Genomic DNA, 20,412 nt, shown 5'->3' on the forward strand with positions numbered 1-20,412 from the left:
AAATTTCTCGCTGTAAAGCATAGCGCGATTAGCCGTTGAGCGGTCGGGTATTCATGAGAAAAATCAGAGAATAACCCTGCAAGGTTTTCAGGCTTTATGGCACACTGCGCTTTTCGCACGGTCTGGCCGGGTGCTTCCCGCGGTTATTGATGAGAGAGAATAACAACATGAAATGGCTATGTTCTGTAGGTGTCGCCGTCAGCCTGGCGCTGCAACCTGCGCTGGCAGAGGATTTGTTTGGTAATCACCCGCTCACGCCCGAAGCCCGCGACGCCTTTGTCACGGATTTACTCAAAAAGATGACGGTCGATGAGAAAATCGGCCAGCTGCGCCTGATCAGCGTCGGTCCGGATAACCCGAAAGAAGCCATTCGCGAGATGATCAAAGACGGGCAGGTAGGGGCCATTTTTAACACCGTTACCCGCCAGGATATCCGCAAGATGCAGGATCAGGTGATGGAGCTGAGCCGCCTGAAAATTCCACTGTTCTTCGCTTATGACGTGGTGCACGGCCAGCGTACCGTCTTCCCGATTAGCCTCGGCTTAGCCTCCTCTTTTAATCTTGATGCGGTGAAAACCGTCGGGCGCGTTTCGGCATATGAAGCCGCAGACGACGGCCTGAATATGACCTGGGCTCCGATGGTTGACGTCTCCCGCGATCCGCGCTGGGGCCGCGCTTCGGAGGGCTTCGGTGAAGACACGTATTTAACCGCCACGATGGGCAAAACCATGGTGGAAGCGATGCAGGGCAAAAGCCCGGCAGATCGTTACTCGGTCATGACCAGCGTCAAGCACTTCGCCGCCTATGGCGCGGTGGAGGGCGGTAAAGAGTACAACACCGTCGACATGAGCCCACAGCGCCTGTTTAACGACTACATGCCGCCATACAAGGCAGGGCTGGACGCGGGCAGCGGGGCGGTGATGGTAGCGCTGAACTCTCTCAACGGCACGCCTGCCACCTCCGATTCGTGGCTGCTGAAAGACGTGTTGCGCGACCAGTGGGGCTTTAAGGGCATTACCGTCTCTGACCACGGCGCGATTAAAGAGCTGATTAAACACGGCACGGCGTCCGATCCGGAAGACGCGGTACGCGTGGCGCTCAAGTCCGGCATCAACATGAGCATGAGCGACGAGTACTACAGCAAATACCTGCCGGGGCTGGTGAAGAGCGGCAAAGTGACGATGGCAGAGCTGGACGACGCCGCTCGCCACGTGCTGAACGTGAAATATGACATGGGGCTGTTTAACGATCCTTACAGCCATCTGGGGCCGAAGGATTCAGACCCGGCGGACACTAACACCGAAAGCCGTCTGCACCGTAAGGAAGCCCGGGAAGTAGCGCGCGAAAGCCTGGTGCTGCTGAAAAACCGTCTCGACACGCTGCCGCTGAAAAAATCCGGCACCATTGCCGTGGTTGGTCCGCTGGCCGACAGCAAGCGCGACGTCATGGGCAGCTGGTCCGCCGCAGGCGTGGCGGATCAGTCCGTTACCGTGCTGACCGGCATTAAGAGCGCCGTGGGTGATAATGCAAAAGTGGTTTACGCCAAAGGCGCGAACGTCACCAACGATAAAGACATCGTGACCTTCCTCAACCAGTACGAGGAAGCGGTGAAGGTGGATCCGCGCACGCCGAAAGAGATGATCGACGAAGCGGTGAACGCCGCGAAGCAGTCCGACGTGGTGGTCGCGGTGGTGGGTGAAGCGCAGGGGATGGCGCACGAAGCCTCCAGCCGTACCGACATTACCATCCCGCAAAGCCAGCGCGATCTGATCGCGGCCCTGAAAGCCACCGGCAAGCCGCTGGTGCTGGTGCTGATGAACGGGCGTCCGCTGGCGCTGGTGAAAGAAGACCAGCAGGCTGACGCCATTCTGGAAACCTGGTTCGCCGGTACCGAAGGCGGTAACGCCATTGCCGACGTGCTGTTTGGCGATTACAACCCGTCCGGCAAGCTGCCGATGTCCTTCCCGCGCTCCGTCGGGCAGATCCCGGTTTACTACAGCCACCTGAACACCGGTCGTCCGTATAACGCCGACAAGCCGAACAAGTACACGTCTCGTTATTTCGATGAGGCGAACGGCCCGCTGTATCCGTTTGGCTATGGCCTGAGCTACACCACCTTTAAGGTCTCTGACGTGAAAATGTCAGCGCCTACGATGAAGCGTGACGGCAAAGTGACCGCCAGCGTGGAGGTGACCAACAGCGGCAAACGCGAAGGCGCGACGGTGATCCAGATGTACATTCAGGATGTCACGGCCTCCATGAGCCGTCCGGTGAAACAGCTGCGCGGCTTCGAGAAGGTCAACCTGAAACCGGGCGAAACCAGAACGGTCAGCTTCCCGATTGACGTGAATGCGCTGAAGTTCTGGAACCAGCAGATGAAATACGATGCCGAGCCTGGCAAATTCAACGTCTTCATTGGCGTGGATTCCGCCCGCGTGAACAAAGCCGAATTCGAGCTGCAATAATCTTACCTTCCTCCCCATCCCCCGCCTGGCGGGGGATGCCTCTCATCTTGTACGAAAAACGGTTAAATTCGCTGTTTTAAGCTACGCTTTTGTCTCAAGCCTATGAAAAAGGCCACAAAATAATGAGGAAATCAGAATGACGATTATTAAGGGGATAACAGGATCGGCGGTGCTTCTGGCGGCTCTAAGCCTGCCGCTACAGGCCGCAGAGCCGGTTAAGGTGGGTTCCAAAATTGATACCGAGGGCGCGTTGCTCGGCAATATCATTTTGCAGGTACTCGAAAGCCACGGCGTGAAAACGGTCAATAAAGTACAGCTTGGCACCACGCCTGTCGTGCGCGGTGCCATCACGTCCGGCGAGCTGGATATCTACCCGGAATACACCGGCAACGGGGCATTCTTCTTCAAGGATGAAAACGATCCGGCATGGAAAAATGCCAAAGCCGGGTACGAAAAAGTCAAAAAGCTGGACGCGGAAAAAAATAAGCTGGTCTGGCTGACCCCGGCACCGGCCAACAACACCTGGACCATCGCGGTGCGTAAAGATATTGCCGAGAAAGGCAAGCTCACCTCGCTTGACGATCTCAGCCGCTACCTGAAAGAGAAGGGCGAGTTTAAGCTCGCGGCCTCGGCAGAGTTTATCGAGCGCGCTGACGCCCTGCCAGCGTTTGAAAAAGCCTATGATTTCAAGCTCGATCAGGCACAACTGCTCTCTCTGGCGGGCGGCGACACGGCGGTGACCATTAAGGCGGCGGCGCAGCAAACCTCCGGCGTCAACGCGGCGATGGCCTACGGCACCGACGGCCCGGTCGCGGCGCTTGGCCTGCAAACCCTGACCGACCCAAAAGGCGTTCAGCCAATTTACGCCCCAACCCCGGTCGTGCGCGAGGCGGTGCTGAAAGCCTACCCGGATATTGCGGAATGGCTCAAACCGGTGTTTGAAAAACTGGATGCGAAAACGCTGCAACAGCTGAATGCCAGCATTGCCGTTGAGGGGCTGGATGCCAAAAAAGTGGCTGCCGACTTCCTGAAACAACAAGGGCTTGTGAAGTAACGGGACAAGGCTGTGCCAATAAAATGCCATAACCGCGTTCTGCTGCTGTTGGCCTGTGTGGCCATCGCGGCGGTCGCGTTACCTTTTGTGAATGTCGCGCCAAACCGTCTGGTGTCGGGCGAACCGCGCGCGCTCTGGCAGATCTGGGCATTTACGCCGCTGCTGCTGGGCGCGGCGCTGGCGAGTACCGTTGCCTTAGCCTTCTGGCCGGGGCGAACCGCCCTGTGGCTGACGCTTCTGCTCAGCGAAGCGCTGTTTATCGTGCTGTTCTGGAGCGCGGGACAGGCGGCAACGCAGATGGCCTCGGTTGAAAGCCCGCTGGCGCGCACGTCGATCGGCAGCGGGCTGTGGCTATGGCTGGCACTTTGTCTGCTGGTCTGTAGCGATGCCATTCGCCGTCTGACGCCGCTACCCGTCTGGCGCTGGCTGCTGAACGCGCAATTCTGGGTTATCCCTCTGCTGATCCTCTTCAGCGGCGATCTGAATCAACTCTCGCTGTTAAAAGAGTACGTCAACCGCCAGGAGGTGTTTGACGACGCGCTGGCGCAACATCTGACGATCCTGTTCGGGACGCTGATCCCGGCGCTGCTGCTGGGCGTGCCGCTGGGTATAGGGTGCTACCGACATCCCAGCCGCCAGGGTGCCGTCTTTACCGTGCTCAACGTGATACAGACTATCCCTTCCGTCGCCCTGTTTGGCCTGCTGATCGCCCCCCTCGCCGGTCTGGTGAAATCCTTCCCTGCGTTGGCCGCGGCAGGCATTGCCGGAACGGGGCTGACGCCCGCGCTGATTGCCCTTGTGCTGTATGCGCTGCTGCCGCTGGTGCGCGGCGTGGTGGCGGGGTTAAGCCAGGTTCCGCCCGACGTGCTGGAAAGCGCCCATGCGATGGGGATGAGCGCGCGGCAGTGTTTCTGGAAAATACAGCTGCCGCTTGCGCTTCCGCTGCTGGTTCGCAGCCTGCGGGTAGTGACGGTGCAAACCGTGGGGATGGCGGTGATTGCCGCGCTGATCGGGGCGGGCGGCTTTGGAGCACTGGTGTTCCAGGGGCTGCTCAGCAGCGCGCTGGATCTGGTGCTGCTGGGCGTTGTGCCCACGATTGCGCTGGCGGTCGTACTGGATGCCCTGTTTGCCCTGTGGCTCGCGCTGCTCAGGAGAAGAGCCAATGATTGAATTTCATGATGTGAGTAAAACCTTTGCGGGCCGTCCGGCGGCAAGCCACCTCAATCTGCATTTTGCCGAAGGGGCGTTCTCGGTATTGATCGGGACGTCGGGGTCGGGAAAATCGACGACGCTGAAGATGATCAACCGGCTGGTGGAACACGACAGCGGGACGATTCGCTTTGCCGGAGAGGAGATCCGCAGCCTGCCGGTGCTGGAGCTACGGCGGCGTATGGGCTACGCCATTCAGTCCATCGGCCTGTTTCCTCACTGGACGGTGGCGCAGAACATTGCCACCGTGCTACAGCTGGAAAAATGGTCCCGGGGGAAGATCAATGAGCGTGTCGACGAGCTGATGGCGCTGCTGGGCCTGGACGCGTCGCTTCGCGACCGCTATCCGCATCAGCTTTCCGGCGGACAGCAGCAGCGGGTCGGGGTGGCGCGCGCGCTGGCCGCTAACCCGCAGGTGCTGCTGATGGATGAGCCCTTCGGCGCGCTGGATCCGGTCACCCGCGGCGCACTTCAGGCGGAGATGAGCCGTATCCACCGTATTCTTGGGCGCACCATCGTGCTGGTGACCCATGATATCGACGAAGCGCTGCGGCTGGCCGACCGTCTGGTACTGATGGATCACGGCGAAGTCGTCCAGCAGGGAACGCCGCTTGAGCTGTTAACCTCGCCGGCAAACGATTTTGTGCGTGAATTTTTTGGCCGCAGCGAGCTGGGCGTCAGGCTGCTCTCGCTGCGCACCGTCAGGGACTATCTGCGTCCGCAGGATGCGCAAATCGGTGGTGAACCGCTGCACGATGGGATGAGCCTGCGCGATGCTCTGTCGGCGTTTGTCGCCCGGCAGTGCGAGGTATTACCCGTTGCGGACGGGCAGGGGACGCCATGCGGGACGATCCATTTTCGCGATCTGCTGGCGGGGGAGGTGACGCGTGAAGTGGGTCCGTGATCCGTTACTCTGGCTGACAGGGCTGTTTATCGCCTTACTCTACCTGATGCCGCACAGCGCGGCGCTGTTTAATGCGCTTATTCCCGGGCTGCCGCGTCCGGTATACCAGCAGGAGAGCTTTGTTAATCTCACCCTGGCGCACTTCTGGCTGGTGGCGGTGTCAAGCGTGATTGCCATCGTGCTGGGCACAGGCGCCGGTATTGCGGTGACGCGGCCTGCGGGCAGGGAGTTCCGTCCGCTGGTGGAGACCATCGCCGCAACGGGGCAGACCTTCCCGCCGGTGGCCGTGCTGGCGATTGCCGTGCCGGCGATCGGTTTTGGGCAGGAGCCTGCCATCATTGCGCTGATTTTGTACGGCGTGTTGCCCATTCTGCAAGGGACGCTGGCGGGGATTGCGGCGGTGCCTGCATCGGTGCTGAGCGTAGCGGAAGGAATGGGGATGAGCGCCTGGCAGCGGCTGGTGAAGGTCGAACTGCCGCTGGCCGCACCGGTGATTATCGCTGGCGTGCGAACGTCCGTGATTATCAACATTGGTACGGCAACCATCGCCTCGACGGTCGGAGCCAATACGCTGGGAACGCCGATCATTATCGGGTTAAGCGGGTTTAATACGGCTTACATTATTCAGGGGGCGGTTCTGGTTGCGCTGGCGGCGATTGTGGTGGATCGCCTGTTTGAACGCCTGGCCGGATACCTCAGCCAACACCGCCGCGAACAATAAATGAATAACCTGCAAGCATAACGCCACCGATACCGCTGACGGCCATCAGTGCAAAAAGGGTAATTACGGCCAGTTTCGTTGCCTTCATCATGTGCTCCTGTTGTTAACGGAACAATTATACGGTGAAGCGCAGCTGTTAATGAACAATTAAATGCCGTTACGACGCATTTGGCCCCAGCGAGTAAACGGGATAACCATGTTCGCGCCATTCCGTCAGGAGCTGCTGCTGGGAAGCGGAGGGGACTTCGCCGCACCAGACCAGCAGCGTCTGTCCCTCAAACAGTTCCGGCCTGAGCTGGGCCAGGGAGTGGGCAAGCACGTCAACGCGCCAGCCCTGCTGGGTGGCAATCCAGGCTTCGAGCCACAGCCGGGTGGTATCGTGTACGTTCCAGCCAATCACCAGCGCATCTTTGCTGTTTTTATTCCGCGCTGAGGCAAGACAGACGGAAATATAGTTAATCAGCACGCCATCAAGCATGCTAAGCAACGCCTGTAGGGTGGTTTGCTGACACTGAAGCCGACGCCGTAAGGGAATAAAAAGATGGGTGATCAGGGTTTGCGCCGGGTAGTCTCGACCCTGTTCTTTGATCCAGCCGCGCAGACGCTGCAAATTGCCACTCTGCAACAGCCTCAGCAGCGTTTCCTGCTGCTCGCGCCAGAGATGCTGCGTATCTGGATCGTCCTGGCTCAGAAGCGATTTTACCTTGCCGACCTGTACGCCATTGTCGATCCAGCTTTTGATCTCGCGGATCCGGTCAATGTCCGCATCGTTAAACAGGCGGTGCCCGCCGTCCGTTCTTTGCGGCTTAAGCAATCCATACCGTCGCTGCCACGCCCGTAGCGTAACGGGATTGATATCACACAGGAGTGCCACTTCACCTATTGTGTAAAGCGCCATTTTCGCCCCCAGGCTTGCGCGTCCCCAGCTTAACTGTAGACCCACTTTGCGGAACCAGGAAGATTTGATTCTTTTTTGTACAAATTATACGAAAGACAGGTTATCTCCGGCAAAAGGTGTGATGGCGGACACGATTTATCGCTTTTTTGGCACGTTTCAAAGAAAGTTAACCGCTATCAGTGTATGTTACGCGTTTTTAGAATGTGCGGTTTGTGAGTATGTACGAGTTTAATCTGGTGCTGCTGTTGCTTCAGCAGATGTGCGTGTTCCTTGTCATCGCCTGGTTGATGAGCAAAACGCGCCTGTTTATCCCGCTGATGCAGGTCACCGTCCGTCTGCCGCACAAATTCCTCTGCTACGTCGTATTTTCCATATTCTGCATTATGGGGACCTGGTTTGGTCTCCATATCGAAGATTCCATCGCCAATACGCGCGCCATCGGCGCGGTAATGGGCGGGCTGCTCGGAGGCCCGGTTGTCGGCGGTCTGGTGGGGTTAACCGGCGGCCTGCACCGCTATTCGATGGGCGGTATGACGGCGCTGAGCTGCATGATCTCCACCATCGTCGAAGGGCTGCTCGGTGGTCTCGTCCACAGCTATATGATTAAGCGCGGTCGCCCGGATAAAGTGTTCAGTCCCTTTACCGCAGGGGCGATTACCTTCGTGGCGGAAATGGCGCAGATGGCGATCATCCTGCTGATCGCGCGCCCGTTTGACGATGCGTTACATCTGGTCAGCAGCATTGCCGCACCGATGATGGTCACCAATACTGTAGGTGCGGCGCTGTTTATGCGCATTCTGCTCGACAAACGCGCCATGTTCGAAAAATACACCTCGGCATTTTCTGCCACCGCCTTAAAAGTTGCGGCGTCGACGGAAGGGATCCTGCGGCAGGGATTCAACGAGGAGAACAGTATGAAGGTGGCGCAGGTGCTGTATAAAGAGCTGGATATCGGAGCCGTGGCGATTACCGATCGCGAGAAGCTGCTGGCGTTTACCGGTACCGGCGACGACCACCATCTGCCGGGCAAACCGATCTCCTCGGCCTATACCCTGCGCGCTATTGAAACGGGTGAAGTGGTGTATGCCGACGGAAATGAAGTGCCGTACCGCTGTTCCCTGCATCCGCAGTGCAAACTCGGCTCTACGCTGGTCATTCCCCTGCGGGGTGAAAACCAGCGCGTCATGGGCACTATTAAGCTTTACGAAGCCAAAAACCGCCTGTTCAGCTCCATCAACCGCACGCTGGGGGAGGGGATCGCCCAGCTGCTTTCGGCGCAAATCCTGGCGGGGCAGTATGAACGGCAAAAAGCGCTGCTGACGCAGTCAGAAATTAAGCTCCTGCACGCTCAGGTGAACCCGCATTTCCTGTTTAACGCGCTCAACACGCTGAAAGCGGTGATCCGCCGCGACAGCGATCAGGCCGCGCAGCTGGTGCAATTTCTCTCGACCTTTTTCCGCAAAAATCTGAAGCGACCCTCGGAGATCGTCACCCTCGCGGACGAGATTGAGCATGTAAACGCCTATCTGCAAATTGAAAAAGCGCGCTTCCAGTCACGTTTACAGGTGTCGTTATCCGTCCCGGACGATCTGGCGTATCAGCATCTTCCGGCCTTTACCCTGCAACCGATTGTAGAAAATGCCATTAAGCATGGGACGTCGCAGCTGCTGGGAAGTGGAGAGATTATGATTTCCGCTTCCCGTTTTAACCACCATCTGGTGCTGGATATTGAAGACAACGCGGGGCTGTATGAAGCTTCCGCGTCAGGCGGTCTGGGCATGAGCCTGGTGGATAAACGCCTGCGCGCGCATTTTGGTGACGACTGCGGTATCACCGTCGCCTGTGAGCCAGACCGCTATACCCGAATTACCTTACGATTGCCGCTGGAGGAGAACGCATGTTAAGAGTGCTGATTGTCGATGATGAGCCGTTAGCACGGGAAAACCTGCGTGTTCTGTTGCAGGAGCAGAGTGATATCGAGGTTGTGGGGGAATGTGCCAATGCGATTGAAGGCATCGGTGCGGTGCATAAACTGCGCCCGGACGTGCTGTTCCTCGATATTCAGATGCCGCGCATCAGCGGGCTGGAGATGGTCGGCATGCTCGACCCGGAGCACCGTCCCTATATCGTCTTTCTGACGGCCTTTGATGAGTACGCGGTAAAGGCGTTTGAAGAGCACGCATTTGATTATCTGCTGAAGCCGATTGAAGAGAAACGGCTTGAAAAGACCCTGACCCGCCTGCATCAGGAGCGTACCGTGCAGGACGTGACGCTGCTGCCGGAGCATCAGCAGCCCCTAAAGTTTATACCCTGTACCGGGCACAGCCGGATTTACCTCCTGCAAATGGACGACGTTGCCTTTGTCAGCAGCCGTCTGAGCGGGGTATACGTCACCAGCGCTGAAGGTAACGAAGGCTTTACCGAGCTGACCCTGCGCACGCTGGAGAGCCGCACGCCGCTAATCCGCTGCCATCGTCAGTATCTGGTGAACATGGCGCACCTGAAAGAGATCCGTCTGGAAGATAACGGCCAGGCCGAGCTGGTGTTACGTGCCGGGCAAACCGTTCCCGTCAGTCGTCGCTACCTGAAAAGTTTGAAAGAGGCGATAGGGCTGTAAAACTGGTACACTGCGCGCCATTGCATCATCGACATTCGAAGGCTCTATGCTAAGTAACGATATTCTTCGTAGCCTGCGCTACACCCTGAAAGCGAACAATAATGACATGGTGCGCATTCTTGCGCTCTCCGACATGGAATCCACGTCCGCCGGGTTCGACACCTGGATGACTAAAGAAGATGAAGAGGGTTTTGTTCGCTGCCCGGACATTATTCTGTCGGGCTTTCTGAATGGCCTGATCTACGACAAGCGCGGCAAAGATGAATCTGCGCCTGAGCTGGCGCTGGAGCGTCGGGTAAATAACAACACGGTGCTGAAAAAGCTGCGTATTGCTTTCTCCCTGAAAACTGACGACATTCTGGCGATCATGACCGAGCAGAAATTTCGCGTGTCGATGCCGGAAATCACTGCCATGATGCGCGCCCCGGATCATAAGAATTACCGCGAGTGTGGGGATCAGTTTCTGCGTTATTTCCTGCGTGGGTTGACGCAGCGGGTGCATAACCAGAAGGGGTGATTTTAGCCGGATGGCGGCTTCGCCTGACCCGGCCTACAAAACCCGTAGGCCCGTGCAAGCGTAGCGCCGCCGGGCAAAAAAAAGCCGGATTCTCATCCGGCTTTTTTATTACTTCACCTGCTGACCCGGCTTCGCGCCTTCGTCAGGGCTTAACAGGAAGATATCTTTCCCGCCCGGGCCTGCGGCCATCACCATCCCCTCAGAGATGCCGAAGCGCATTTTGCGCGGCGCCAGGTTTGCCACCATCACGGTCTGACGACCAATCAGCACCTGCGGATCGGGATACGCGGAACGAATGCCGGAGAAGACGTTACGCTTCTCGCCGCCCAGATCCAGGGTCAGACGCAGCAGTTTGTCAGAACCTTCCACGAACTCCGCGTTTTCAATCAGCGCCACGCGCAGGTCGACTTTGGCGAAATCATCAAAGGTGATGGTCTCCTGAATCGGATCGTCCGCCAGCGGGCCGGTCACCGGTGCGGCAGCCGCTTTCACCTCTTCTTTGGATGCTTCCACCAGCGCGTCAACCTGCTTCATCTCGATGCGGTTATACAGCGCCTTGAAGGTGTTCACCTTGTGGCCGAGCAGCGGCTGCTGGATGGCATCCCAGGTCAGTTCGGTGTTCAGGAATGCTTCCGCGCGGGCTGCCAGCTGCGGCAGAACCGGCTTCAGCCAGGTCATCAGCACGCGGAACATGTTCAGACCCATGGTGCAGATCGCCTGCAAGTCGGCGTCGCGGCCTTCCTGTTTCGCCACCACCCACGGCGCCTGCTCGTCGACATAGCGGTTGGCCACGTCTGCCAGCGCCATGATTTCGCGAATGGCTTTACCGAATTCACGGCTTTCCCAGGCTTCGCCAACCGCAGCGGCGGCGTCGGTGAAGGTTTTATACAGCTCAGGATCGGCCAGTTCGGCAGAAAGCACGCCGTCAAAGCGTTTGGCGATAAAACCTGCGTTACGGGACGCCAGGTTCACCACCTTGTTGACGATGTCCGCGTTCACGCGCTGCACGAAATCTTCCAGATTCAGGTCGATATCGTCGATGCGGGAAGAGAGCTTCGCGGTGTAGTAGTAGCGCAGGCTGTCCGCGTCAAAGTGGTTTAGCCAGGTGCTGGCCTTAATAAACGTCCCGCGAGATTTAGACATCTTCGCGCCGTTCACCGTTACGTAGCCATGTACGAACAGGTTGGTCGGCTTGCGGAAGTTGCTGCCTTCCAGCATTGCTGGCCAGAACAGGCTGTGGAAGTAAACGATGTCTTTACCGATGAAGTGATACAGCTCGGCATCGGAATCTTTCTTCCAGTATTCGTCGAAGCTTACGGTGTCGCCGCGCTTGTCACACAGATTCTTGAACGACCCCATGTAGCCAATCGGCGCATCCAGCCAGACGTAAAAATATTTGCCCGGCGCGTTCGGGATTTCGAAGCCAAAGTAGGGCGCATCGCGGGAGATATCCCACTGTTGCAGCCCGGATTCGAACCACTCCTGCATTTTGTTCGCGACCTGCTCCTGCAACGCACCGCTGCGGGTCCACGCCTTCAGCATTTCGCTGAACGACGGCAGGTCGAAGAAGAAGTGCTCGGAGTCACGCATCACCGGCGTCGCGCCGGAGACCACGGACTTCGGTTCGATAAGCTCGGTCGGGCTGTAGGTTGCGCCGCACACTTCGCAGTTATCGCCGTACTGGTCCGGGGATTTACATTTCGGACAGGTGCCTTTGACGAAACGGTCCGGCAGGAACATGCCTTTTTCCGGATCGTACAGCTGAGAGATGGTGCGGTTTTTAATGAAACCGTTCTCTTTCAGACGGGTGTAGATCAGCTCTGACAGCTCGCGGTTTTCGTCGCTGTGCGTGGAGTGATAGTTGTCATAGCTGATGTCAAAGCCAGCAAAATCGGTCTGATGCTCCTGACTCATTTCGGCGATCATCTGTTCCGGGGAAATGCCCAGCTGCTGCGCTTTCAGCATGATCGGCGTGCCGTGGGCATCGTCCGCACAGATGAAGTTCACCTCGTGGCCGCGCATTCGCTGGTAACGGACCCAGACATCAGCCTGGATATGCTCCAGCATGTGGCCGAGGTGGATTGAGCCGTTGGCGTACGGCAGGGCGCACGTTACCAGAATTTTTTTCGCGACTTGAGTCATAGTAGGCATTACTTCTTTTAACTGTGAAAAGGGTTTTCGATATTACCAAAAGGGGCATTATTAAGTAAGCACAAACCGCGGCCTTTCAGGTAAACTTGTTTGTCTAAGGTCTTATTCACAAGAACAAAGGAGTCGGGATGAGTTCTCAATCCCAGGCCAAATCACCGGAAGCCTTACGAGCAATGGTCGCCGGGACGCTGGCTAATTTTCAGCATCCAACCCTGAAGCACAATCTCACGACGCTGAAAGCGCTTCATCACGTCGCATGGCTGGACGATACGCTGCACATTGAGCTACAGATGCCGTTCGTCTGGACCAGCGCCTTTGATGCCCTGAAAGAGCAAACCAGCTCTGAGCTGCTGCGCATTACCGGCGCAAATGCAATTGACTGGAAGCTAAGCCACAGCATCGCCACGCTCAAGCGCGTGAAAAATCAGCCGGGCGTTAACGGCGTGAAGAACATCATCGCCGTCAGCTCGGGCAAGGGCGGGGTGGGTAAATCGTCGACCGCCGTGAACCTGGCGCTTGCGCTGGCGGCTGAAGGGGCGAAAGTCGGCATTCTGGATGCGGATATCTACGGCCCGTCCATTCCAAACATGCTGGGGGCGGAAAACCAGCGTCCAACTTCGCCGGACGGCACCCACATGGCGCCAATCGTGGCGCACGGTCTGGCGACCAACTCCATTGGTTACCTGGTTACGGACGATAACGCAATGGTCTGGCGTGGCCCGATGGCCAGCAAGGCGCTGCTGCAAATGTTGCAGGAGACAATGTGGCCTGACCTCGATTATCTGGTACTGGACATGCCGCCGGGCACAGGTGATATCCAGCTGACGCTGGCGCAGAACATTCCGGTTACCGGCGCCGTCGTGGTCACCACGCCGCAGGATATCGCGCTGATCGACGCCAAAAAAGGCATCGTCATGTTCGAGAAGGTGGAGGTGCCGGTACTGGGTATCGTCGAGAACATGAGCATGCATATTTGCAGCAACTGCGGGCACCATGAGCCTATCTTTGGTACCGGTGGCGCCGAAAAGCTGGCGGCGCAATACCACACGCAACTGCTGGGGCAACTGCCGCTGCATATCACACTGCGTGAAGATCTGGATAGCGGTAAGCCGACGGTGGTCAGCCGTCCGGATAGCGAATTCACGGAAATCTATCGTCAGCTGGCGGGGCGCGTTGCGGCGCAGCTTTACTGGCAGGGCGAAGTCATTCCGGGTGAAATCGCCTTCCGCGCGGTGTAACGCCTCTGCGCGTTAGTGCCGGGTGGCGGCTTCGCCTTACCCGGCCTACCTCGATTTTGTAGGTCAGGTAAGCGTAGCGCCACCTGACTTTACCCAAGCCGATAGTGCATCAAATAATACTCTCCGTCCGGAGAATCTCCCGTCGCCTCAATGTGCCAGCCGTGGCGCTGGTAAAACGCAACCGCCCGCTCATTCTTCACCAGACACTTGAGTGAACCCGTGCTGGTAAACGTCTTCTGCACGTGTTCAAGCAACACATGTCCGACGCCCAGGCTCTGATAGTTCGGATCGACAAACAGGTTGTGCAGAAAATTATCGTTCGTCGAGACTGAGGCAAAGCCAAGTCGGTGCCCATCCTGCTCCGCCACCCAAATCCCTTCGTCCAGGGTTGCCGTGTCAAAATCTTCAAGCTGCCACGCAGAACTGTCCAGCCACGGCCAGGCTTCACGTCGGGCGTGAAGGAAGAGCGTGCGCAGGAAAGGGCGATCGCTCTCCTGCCACGGACGGATTAGGATCGTATCAGCGGTGATAGAAAATATCTCCGTTATAGGCTTTGTAGATTTTGCCATCGGCATCGCCAATCAGAACATAATTCTCACCCATGTAGGTCCAGTGTGTACCGGCATCGGGCGCAGGAAGGTTACGCAACTGGTACTGTTTGATGGTGTACTCAGGCGTCTGATACTGCGCGGGCGCGGTGTCGCCAATTTTGAACTTCGTAAAATCGGCAATAAACTCTTGTTCTTCATAGGCCTTGATGCCGGAAGGCGCTGTCGACGCTTGCGGTGCAGCGTGCGCGGCCCCCGCCAGTGACACTAATACACCCAGAAGCAACAATTTACGCTTAGCCATTTTTTCTCCAGTCATATCGTTACTGATACTTTTTGTGTGCAGATCCGCAAACGGATGGCAGACAGTTCATTTTAAGTATCCTCACAGGGTGAGTTTGCAAAAAATGTAACAAAAGCGCACGGTTTTGTGTAGTCGCAACCGTCATTAATTATTACTTCGACGAATAAATATGAGCTTATACAGATAACATAATTATTGGTTTATTAATTAATTCTGAAAAAACATTTTCAAGGCAAATTTACTAAGATTCAGGCATGCATTCAACAAATAGAACATTTAAGATTGCCTGAAACCCTCTTTCCGAAAGCCTGATTAAGACAATGCAGGGCTGTAAAGTCTGCCCAAAGGAATGTCGTGTGGTTTTATAAATACTCTTTGTGTTTCTGTTAATTCATTGAATAACAGCAACTTGTGCTTGAGTGAAATGTTACTGTTTTATCCTGTATACGATAATCACTACTATAAAAGATATTATGTAATAAATGAAAAACACAACAGTTGTATCGATATTATTTTTAATTATTACCCCCTTATCTGGCTGCGTATTTTACCCTGGCCAGCATCTCGATCTCGCTGGGAAAAAGATAATTGCCGCAGAAGATGCAAATGATCGTCTTGAGAAACGGATTGATGTTTATCCTCTTACGCCTTCGTTAATTGAAAAATTGCGGCCATCGGTTTTGAAATCTCAGGCAAATCCTAATCTGGATGAACAGGTCAAAAACTGGGAATACCGTATCGGCGTTGGGGATATTCTGACCGTCACCGTCTGGGATCACCCTGAACTGACAACCCCGGCAGGGCAGTATCGTAGCGCCAGTGACACCGGTAACTGGGTCAATGCCGACGGCACGCTTTTCTATCCCTATGTCGGTAAATTGCCGGTGGCTGGCAAAACGGTCGCACGGGTACGCGAGGAGATCACGGCCCGGCTGAACAATGTTATTGAAAGCCCGCAGGTGGATGTCAGCGTCGCCTCTTTTCGCTCACAAAAAGCCTATGTGACGGGCGAGGTGGTGAAGTCAGGGCAGCAGGCTATTACTAATATCCCGTTAACGGTCATGGATGCCGTAAACGCCGCTGGGGGGCTCTCTGCCGACGCGGACTGGCGCAATGTCGTGCTGACGCATAATGGGAAGGACACGCGCCTCTCGCTATATGCGCTGATGCAGCATGGCGATCTCACGCAAAATAAGCTGCTCTATCCCGGCGATATTCTGTTTGTCCCCCGTAACGATGCGCTGAAAGTGTTCGTCATGGGCGAGGTCGTTAAACAGAGCACGCTGAAAATGGATCGCAGCGGCATGACCCTGGCCGAAGCGCTGGGCAATGCCGGTGGGCTGAACCAGAATATGGCCGATGCCACCGGAATTTTTGTCATTCGTTCGCTGCCGAAAAGCGAGCGTTCAGAAAAAATTGCCAACCTCTACCAGCTCAATGCTCAGGACGCATCAGCCATGGTGTTAGGCACCGAGTTTCAGCTTGAGCCCTATGACATTGTCTATGTCACCACTGCACCACTGTCCCGCTGGAATCGTGTGATATCACAGCTTGTTCCGACCATCAGCGGGGTGCATGACCTTACCGAAACGGTTCGTTACATCAGATCGTGGCCGCAATAATGTTCAAATCAATACTCGTGGTTTGCACCGGAAATGTCTGCCGTTCTCCGATTGGGGAGCGGCTTTTGCGCCAGCACCTGCCCGACAGATATATCGCCTCGGCGGGCATATTCGGGCTTGAAGGGTGCCCGGCGGATGACAGCGCCCAGGACGTAGCCTGGCGGCATGGGATTTCCCTCGACGGTCATGTGGCGCGAAGGCTGACACGCAATTTGATGCAGGGATCCGATCTTATCCTGGTTATGGAGCCGGAACATCTTCGCTTCATTGCGGCCATGGCGCCGGAGATTCGAGGAAAGTCGCTGCTTTTTGGGCAATGGCTGGAGCCGCAGGAGATCCCCGATCCCTACCGTCAAAGCCGGGAAGCGTTTGAATATGTGTTTGGGCTATTGGGTAAAGCCAGTCAGGAATGGGCACGTCGTTTAGGTCAGAAAGGAATGAAGCATTAATGTCGTCTTACACAACAGACAATTATGGTGCAGCGGCACCCCAACAACATGAAGTCGATCTCGTTCGTTTGCTCGTCGAGATGATCGACCACCGCACGATGATTCTGTGCGTGACGTTCCTGTTCATCCTGTGCGCCGGTCTCTATGCCTGGATTGCGCCACCTGTTTATCAGGCGGATGCCATGGTGCAAATTGAAAACAAACACGATAACAACCTGCTCAAAGGTTTGAGCCAGCTGGGCACCGATGTGTCGCCGGATGTTGCCCCTGAAATTTTACTGCTGAAATCCCGCATGATCCTCGGCGAGACCGTTGACAAATTAGCTCTGACACAGCAGGCAAAGCAGCGCGTTTTGCCTGTGGTGGGGCGTCTCTGGCAGCGTCTGCAAGGGCGTGAGCAGGGCAAAATCACGTTAGGCGAACTCCAGATCCCGCAGGTGGAAGGCAACGCGCAAGAGCTCACGCTGACCGTACAGGAAGCGGGAAAATATCACCTGACGGGCGAAAACATTGAGGCCGACGGCCAGGTTGGGAAAACGCTGGTTACGCAAGGGATCGTTCTGCTGGTGACGTCGATTGAGGCTGAGCCAGGCACGCAATTTTCGCTTAAGTCGTTGACGCGGCTTGAGACGATCAACGCGCTGAAGAAGCGTCTCACGGTTGCAGAATCGGAGAAACAGAGCGGTATCGTGACCTTAACCCTGACGGGCGAAGACCCTGACAGCATCGCCCGGGTGCTGAATGCAATTGCTGAAAATTATCTCCAGCAAAATATCGCGCGCCAGGAGGCTCAGGATTCTCGTAGTCTGGATTTTTTACAGGCGCAGTTGCCGAAAATCAGCGCGGACCTTGATCAGGCAGAAGCGCGGCTGAATGCCTACCGGGCGCAGCGAGACTCGGTGGACCTGTCTCTGGAGGCAAAATCTGTCCTGGATCAGGTTGTTAACGTTGAGAATCAGCTAAATGAGCTGACGCTCCGGGAGGCAGAGATCTCCCAGCTCTTTAAAAAAAGTCACCCTACCTATCGTGCATTGCATGAAAAGAGACAGACCCTTGAGCGGGAACGGGAGCGTCTCAATAACCGTGTGTCAGCTATGCCCTCCACGCAGCAGGAGATTTTACGCCTGAGCCGCGATGTTGAGTCGGGTCGCACGATTTATTTACAGCTATTGACGCGCCAGCAGGAGCTGAATATTTCCCGCTCCAGCGCTGTCGGGAACGTGAGGATCATTGATGAGGCTGTTACGCTGCCGGACCCGATAAAGCCGCGTAAAGCGTTAATCATCGTTCTTGGCGCGCTGTTCGGGCTAATGCTCTCAATGGGGACCGTGCTGGTACGTCAGGCGTTCAAACGTGGGATCACGCTTTCCGAACAGCTGGAAGCGCAGGGGATGCCGGTTCTGGCTACGTTGCCACGTTCACAGTGGCTGTGGAGTAAAACGCAGTTGCGCAGAAAAAATCCGTTTTCTCGTCGCTGGAAACACAAAACCTCGGATGTGCCTTTCCTGCCCGTCGATCGCCCTGCTGATATGTTTGTTGAAGCAGTACGCGGGCTGCGGACCAGTCTGCATTTCACCATGATGGAGGCTGAGAACCGCATTGTGATGATTTCTGGCCCCACGCAGGACTGCGGAAAAACGCTGGTGGCGACGAATCTGGCGGCCATCGCCGGGCAGAGCGGTCAGCGGGTGCTGTTTATTGATGCGGATATGCGCCAGGGCTATGTTCATAATATTTTTGGTCTGGAGAACCGCCACGGATTGTCCTGCCTGCTCGAAGGGAAACGCGACTTAGCGGAGGTCATTCAGCATGCTGAAAAAGGGGGAATTGACGTCATCACCTGCGGCCCGGAACCCCTGCGCCCGTTAGAATTGCTGTTAAGCGAACGATTCCTTTCCGTCATGTCCTGGGTTAACGAGCAATATGACATTGTCATCATTGATACTCCGCCGGTCCTGGCCGTCACCGATGCCGCGCTGGTCGCCAGAGCAGCCGGAACAACGCTAATGGTTGCCCGTTTCGATAAAACCAGCGTGAAAGAGATGGAGAATACCGTTAAACGGTTACAGCACGTTGGCGTGAAGGTCAGCGGCACAATCCTCAACGATATTGTTAAATCCGCAGCGCTGTATTACAGCTCGGGGTACAGCCAGTATGAATACGGTTATGCTTCGAGGAAAAAAGGGGAAAGGCGTTAGCGCGGGAAAAACAATCCCTCTCCCGGGTGGGAGAGGGATAAGTATTACTTCGCCATCACTTCCTGCGCGGTACGCTCAACCAGGGACAGCAGGATTTTTACGTCCTCCAGCGTCACGGTTGGGTTCAGCAGGGTCAGCTTCAGGCAGGTGATACCGTTATGCTCGGTCACACCGACGTTTGCACGGCCAGACTCCAGCAGCGCATCGCCAATTTTCTGGTTCAGCAGGGCAATACCGGCGTCATCCATCTGCGCCTGCGGACGGAATCGGAACAGCACGCTTGCCAGCTGGGGTTGCATCACCAGTTCCAGAGCAGACTGCTCTTTCACGTAAGCCGCAACCTGCTGTGCCAGCGTCACGCCGTGATCGATGATTGCCGCGTATTGCTCCTGACCCAGCGCTTCCAGGCTCATCCACAGTTTCAGCGCGTCGAAACGGCGCGTGGTTTGCAGAGATTTGGAGACCAGGTTAGGTACACCAGCTTCTTCATCGAACTCAGAGTTCAGATAGGCCGCCTGATAGCGCATCAGTTCATAGTGACGCGCTTCTTTCAGCAGGAACGCACCGCAGCTGATGGTCTGGAAGAACTGCTTGTGGAAGTCCAGGGTGACGGAATCCACCAGCTCGATACCGTCCAGGTAGTGACGATACTGCTCAGACATCAGCAGCGCGCCGCCCCAGGCCGCATCAACGTGCACCCAGATATTCTGTTTCGCAGCCAGCTCAGCAATAGCACGCAGCGGATCGATAGCACCCGCATCGGTCGTACCGGCCGTGGCCACAATCGCCAGGATCTGCTCGCCGTTCGCGTTGCACTGTTCGATTTTCGCCGCCAGATCGGTGAGATCCATGCGGGAGAATTCGTCAGTTTTCACCTGCACCACGGACTGGTAGCCCAGACCCATCAGCGCCATGTTTTTCTGCACGGAGAAGTGGGCATTTTCCGAACACAGCACGCGGATCTTACGCAGATCGCCTGTCAGACCGTCCTGCTGAACCGAGTGGCCCTGACGCGCAAAGAACGCGTCACGCGCCAGCATCAGCCCCATCAGGTTACTCTGGGTGCCGCCGCTGGTGAAGACGCCTGCGTCGCCAGCCTGATAACCCACGCGGGTACGCAGCCATTCGATCAGTTTGATCTCAATGATGGTTGCGGACGGGCTTTGATCCCAGGAGTCCATACTCTGGTTAGTGGCGTTGATCAGCACTTCCGCCGCCTGGCTAACCACCAGGCTTGGGCAGTGCAGGTGCGCCACACACTGCGGGTGATGAACGGACAAACTGTCTTTCAGGAAGAACTCCACGGCGCGTTCGATCGCCGCTTCGTTGCCCAGCCCTTTCGGGTTGAAATCCAGCTTAATACGGTCGCGCAGCTCCGCGACCGTTTTGCCCTGGTACATCTCAGGCTGTTTCAGCCACTGCATCACAGCCTGAGTGCTTTGTTCAATCGCCTGCTGGTAAGCTTCAATGCTCTGCGCAGAGGAGAACAAAATTGGGTTTGAATCAGACATCGTATT

Annotated in this window: 18 protein-coding genes; 12 read left to right on the top strand and 6 right to left on the bottom strand. The window is 56.3% G+C overall.

Annotated features, from left to right (window positions below):
- The first annotated feature begins 167 nt into the window (after nt 1–167).
- The 5 genes from bglX (at nt 168) to ACOTWU_RS20625 (ending at nt 6,353) form a co-directional block, all read left to right on the top strand.
- Nucleotides 168–2,465: a beta-glucosidase BglX gene (gene bglX, locus ACOTWU_RS20605; protein ID WP_252049260.1), complete on the top strand. Its 2,298-nt coding sequence runs from the start codon at nt 168–170 to the stop codon at nt 2,463–2,465.
- Nucleotides 2,466–2,601: 136 nt separating this feature from the next.
- Complete coding sequence (gene osmF / locus ACOTWU_RS20610) at nt 2,602–3,519, top strand: glycine betaine ABC transporter substrate-binding protein OsmF (RefSeq protein WP_023304109.1); 918 nt, start codon at nt 2,602–2,604, stop codon at nt 3,517–3,519.
- A gap of 12 nt (nt 3,520–3,531) precedes the next feature.
- Nucleotides 3,532–4,689, top strand: coding sequence for an ABC transporter permease (locus ACOTWU_RS20615; RefSeq protein WP_126498845.1), 1,158 nt, complete (start codon nt 3,532–3,534; stop codon nt 4,687–4,689).
- Nucleotides 4,682–5,632, top strand: coding sequence for an ABC transporter ATP-binding protein (locus ACOTWU_RS20620; protein WP_039270368.1), 951 nt, complete (start codon nt 4,682–4,684; stop codon nt 5,630–5,632). The genes ACOTWU_RS20615 and ACOTWU_RS20620 overlap by 8 nt, the downstream gene beginning before the upstream one ends.
- Nucleotides 5,616–6,353 (top strand): ABC transporter permease, encoded by a 738-nt coding sequence (locus ACOTWU_RS20625; protein WP_017383373.1) that lies wholly within the window; start codon nt 5,616–5,618, stop codon nt 6,351–6,353. The genes ACOTWU_RS20620 and ACOTWU_RS20625 overlap by 17 nt, the downstream gene beginning before the upstream one ends.
- On the opposite strand, the gene ACOTWU_RS20630 is transcribed toward ACOTWU_RS20625, so the two are convergent.
- Both ACOTWU_RS20630 and mlrA read right to left on the bottom strand, forming a co-directional pair.
- On the bottom strand, nt 6,328–6,441 hold the full coding sequence (locus tag ACOTWU_RS20630) for a protein YohO (protein WP_022648678.1): 114 nt from the start codon (nt 6,439–6,441) through the stop codon (nt 6,328–6,330). The two genes, ACOTWU_RS20625 and ACOTWU_RS20630, sit on opposite strands and share 26 nt — an antisense overlap.
- Before the next feature lie 69 nt (nt 6,442–6,510).
- Complete coding sequence (gene mlrA, locus ACOTWU_RS20635; RefSeq protein ID WP_003859273.1) at nt 6,511–7,251, bottom strand: HTH-type transcriptional regulator MlrA; 741 nt, start codon at nt 7,249–7,251, stop codon at nt 6,511–6,513.
- A gap of 218 nt (nt 7,252–7,469) precedes the next feature.
- Between mlrA and ACOTWU_RS20640 the strand changes: the two genes are divergently transcribed.
- The 3 genes from ACOTWU_RS20640 to ACOTWU_RS20650 are packed head-to-tail and all read left to right on the top strand — an operon-like array spanning nt 7,470 to nt 10,385.
- Entirely contained in the window at nt 7,470–9,155 is a 1,686-nt protein-coding gene (locus tag ACOTWU_RS20640) for a sensor histidine kinase (protein ID WP_017383370.1), read from the top strand.
- Nucleotides 9,149–9,868 carry a two-component system response regulator BtsR gene (gene btsR, locus ACOTWU_RS20645; protein ID WP_015572336.1) on the top strand — a complete coding sequence of 240 codons (720 nt, stop codon included), beginning with the start codon at nt 9,149–9,151 and terminating at the stop codon, nt 9,866–9,868. Before ACOTWU_RS20640 ends, btsR begins: the two co-directional genes overlap by 7 nt.
- Nucleotides 9,869–9,914: 46 nt before the next feature.
- Complete coding sequence (locus tag ACOTWU_RS20650) at nt 9,915–10,385, top strand: DUF1456 family protein (protein ID WP_015572337.1); 471 nt, start codon at nt 9,915–9,917, stop codon at nt 10,383–10,385.
- Nucleotides 10,386–10,493: 108 nt separating this feature from the next.
- Here ACOTWU_RS20650 and metG read toward each other — a convergent pair whose 3' ends face one another.
- On the bottom strand, nt 10,494–12,527 hold the full coding sequence (gene metG / locus ACOTWU_RS20655) for a methionine--tRNA ligase (protein WP_015572338.1): 2,034 nt from the start codon (nt 12,525–12,527) through the stop codon (nt 10,494–10,496).
- 137 nt (nt 12,528–12,664) lie between these two features.
- Between metG and apbC the strand changes: the two genes are divergently transcribed.
- Nucleotides 12,665–13,774, top strand: a complete 1,110-nt coding sequence (gene apbC, locus ACOTWU_RS20660) for an iron-sulfur cluster carrier protein ApbC (RefSeq protein WP_023295046.1) — start codon at nt 12,665–12,667, stop codon at nt 13,772–13,774.
- Between the two features lie 89 nt (nt 13,775–13,863).
- Here the strand turns inward: apbC and ACOTWU_RS20665 are convergent, their stop codons facing one another.
- Together ACOTWU_RS20665 and ACOTWU_RS20670 are read right to left on the bottom strand one after the other, a co-directional pair.
- Nucleotides 13,864–14,343: a GNAT family N-acetyltransferase gene (locus tag ACOTWU_RS20665; protein ID WP_126498843.1), complete on the bottom strand. Its 480-nt coding sequence runs from the start codon at nt 14,341–14,343 to the stop codon at nt 13,864–13,866.
- Nucleotides 14,294–14,626, bottom strand: coding sequence for an RcnB family protein (locus ACOTWU_RS20670; protein WP_003859260.1), 333 nt, complete (start codon nt 14,624–14,626; stop codon nt 14,294–14,296). Before ACOTWU_RS20670 ends, ACOTWU_RS20665 begins: the two co-directional genes overlap by 50 nt.
- Nucleotides 14,627–15,108: 482 nt before the next feature.
- Between ACOTWU_RS20670 and ACOTWU_RS20675 the strand changes: the two genes are divergently transcribed.
- The 3 genes from ACOTWU_RS20675 to ACOTWU_RS20685 are packed head-to-tail and all read left to right on the top strand — an operon-like array spanning nt 15,109 to nt 18,895.
- The gene (locus ACOTWU_RS20675; protein WP_017383365.1) at nt 15,109–16,248 is read left to right on the top strand and encodes a polysaccharide export protein; all 1,140 of its coding nucleotides are present in this window, start codon (nt 15,109–15,111) and stop codon (nt 16,246–16,248) included.
- Nucleotides 16,248–16,697 (top strand): protein-tyrosine-phosphatase, encoded by a 450-nt coding sequence (locus tag ACOTWU_RS20680; protein ID WP_017383364.1) that lies wholly within the window; start codon nt 16,248–16,250, stop codon nt 16,695–16,697. The genes ACOTWU_RS20675 and ACOTWU_RS20680 overlap by 1 nt, the downstream gene beginning before the upstream one ends.
- A complete protein-coding gene (locus ACOTWU_RS20685) occupies nt 16,697–18,895 on the top strand; it encodes a polysaccharide biosynthesis tyrosine autokinase (protein ID WP_126498841.1) in 2,199 nt (732 codons plus the stop codon). Before ACOTWU_RS20680 ends, ACOTWU_RS20685 begins: the two co-directional genes overlap by 1 nt.
- Before the next feature lie 44 nt (nt 18,896–18,939).
- On the opposite strand, the gene ACOTWU_RS20690 is transcribed toward ACOTWU_RS20685, so the two are convergent.
- Nucleotides 18,940–20,406, bottom strand: coding sequence for a pyridoxal phosphate-dependent decarboxylase family protein (locus ACOTWU_RS20690; RefSeq protein WP_023304100.1), 1,467 nt, complete (start codon nt 20,404–20,406; stop codon nt 18,940–18,942).
- Between the last annotated feature and the right edge of the window lie 6 nt (nt 20,407–20,412).

Origin of the sequence: Enterobacter cloacae complex sp. GYL001 (assembly GCF_049237125.1) — a bacterium.
GTDB classification, from domain to species: Bacteria; Pseudomonadota; Gammaproteobacteria; order Enterobacterales; family Enterobacteriaceae; genus Enterobacter; species Enterobacter hormaechei_C.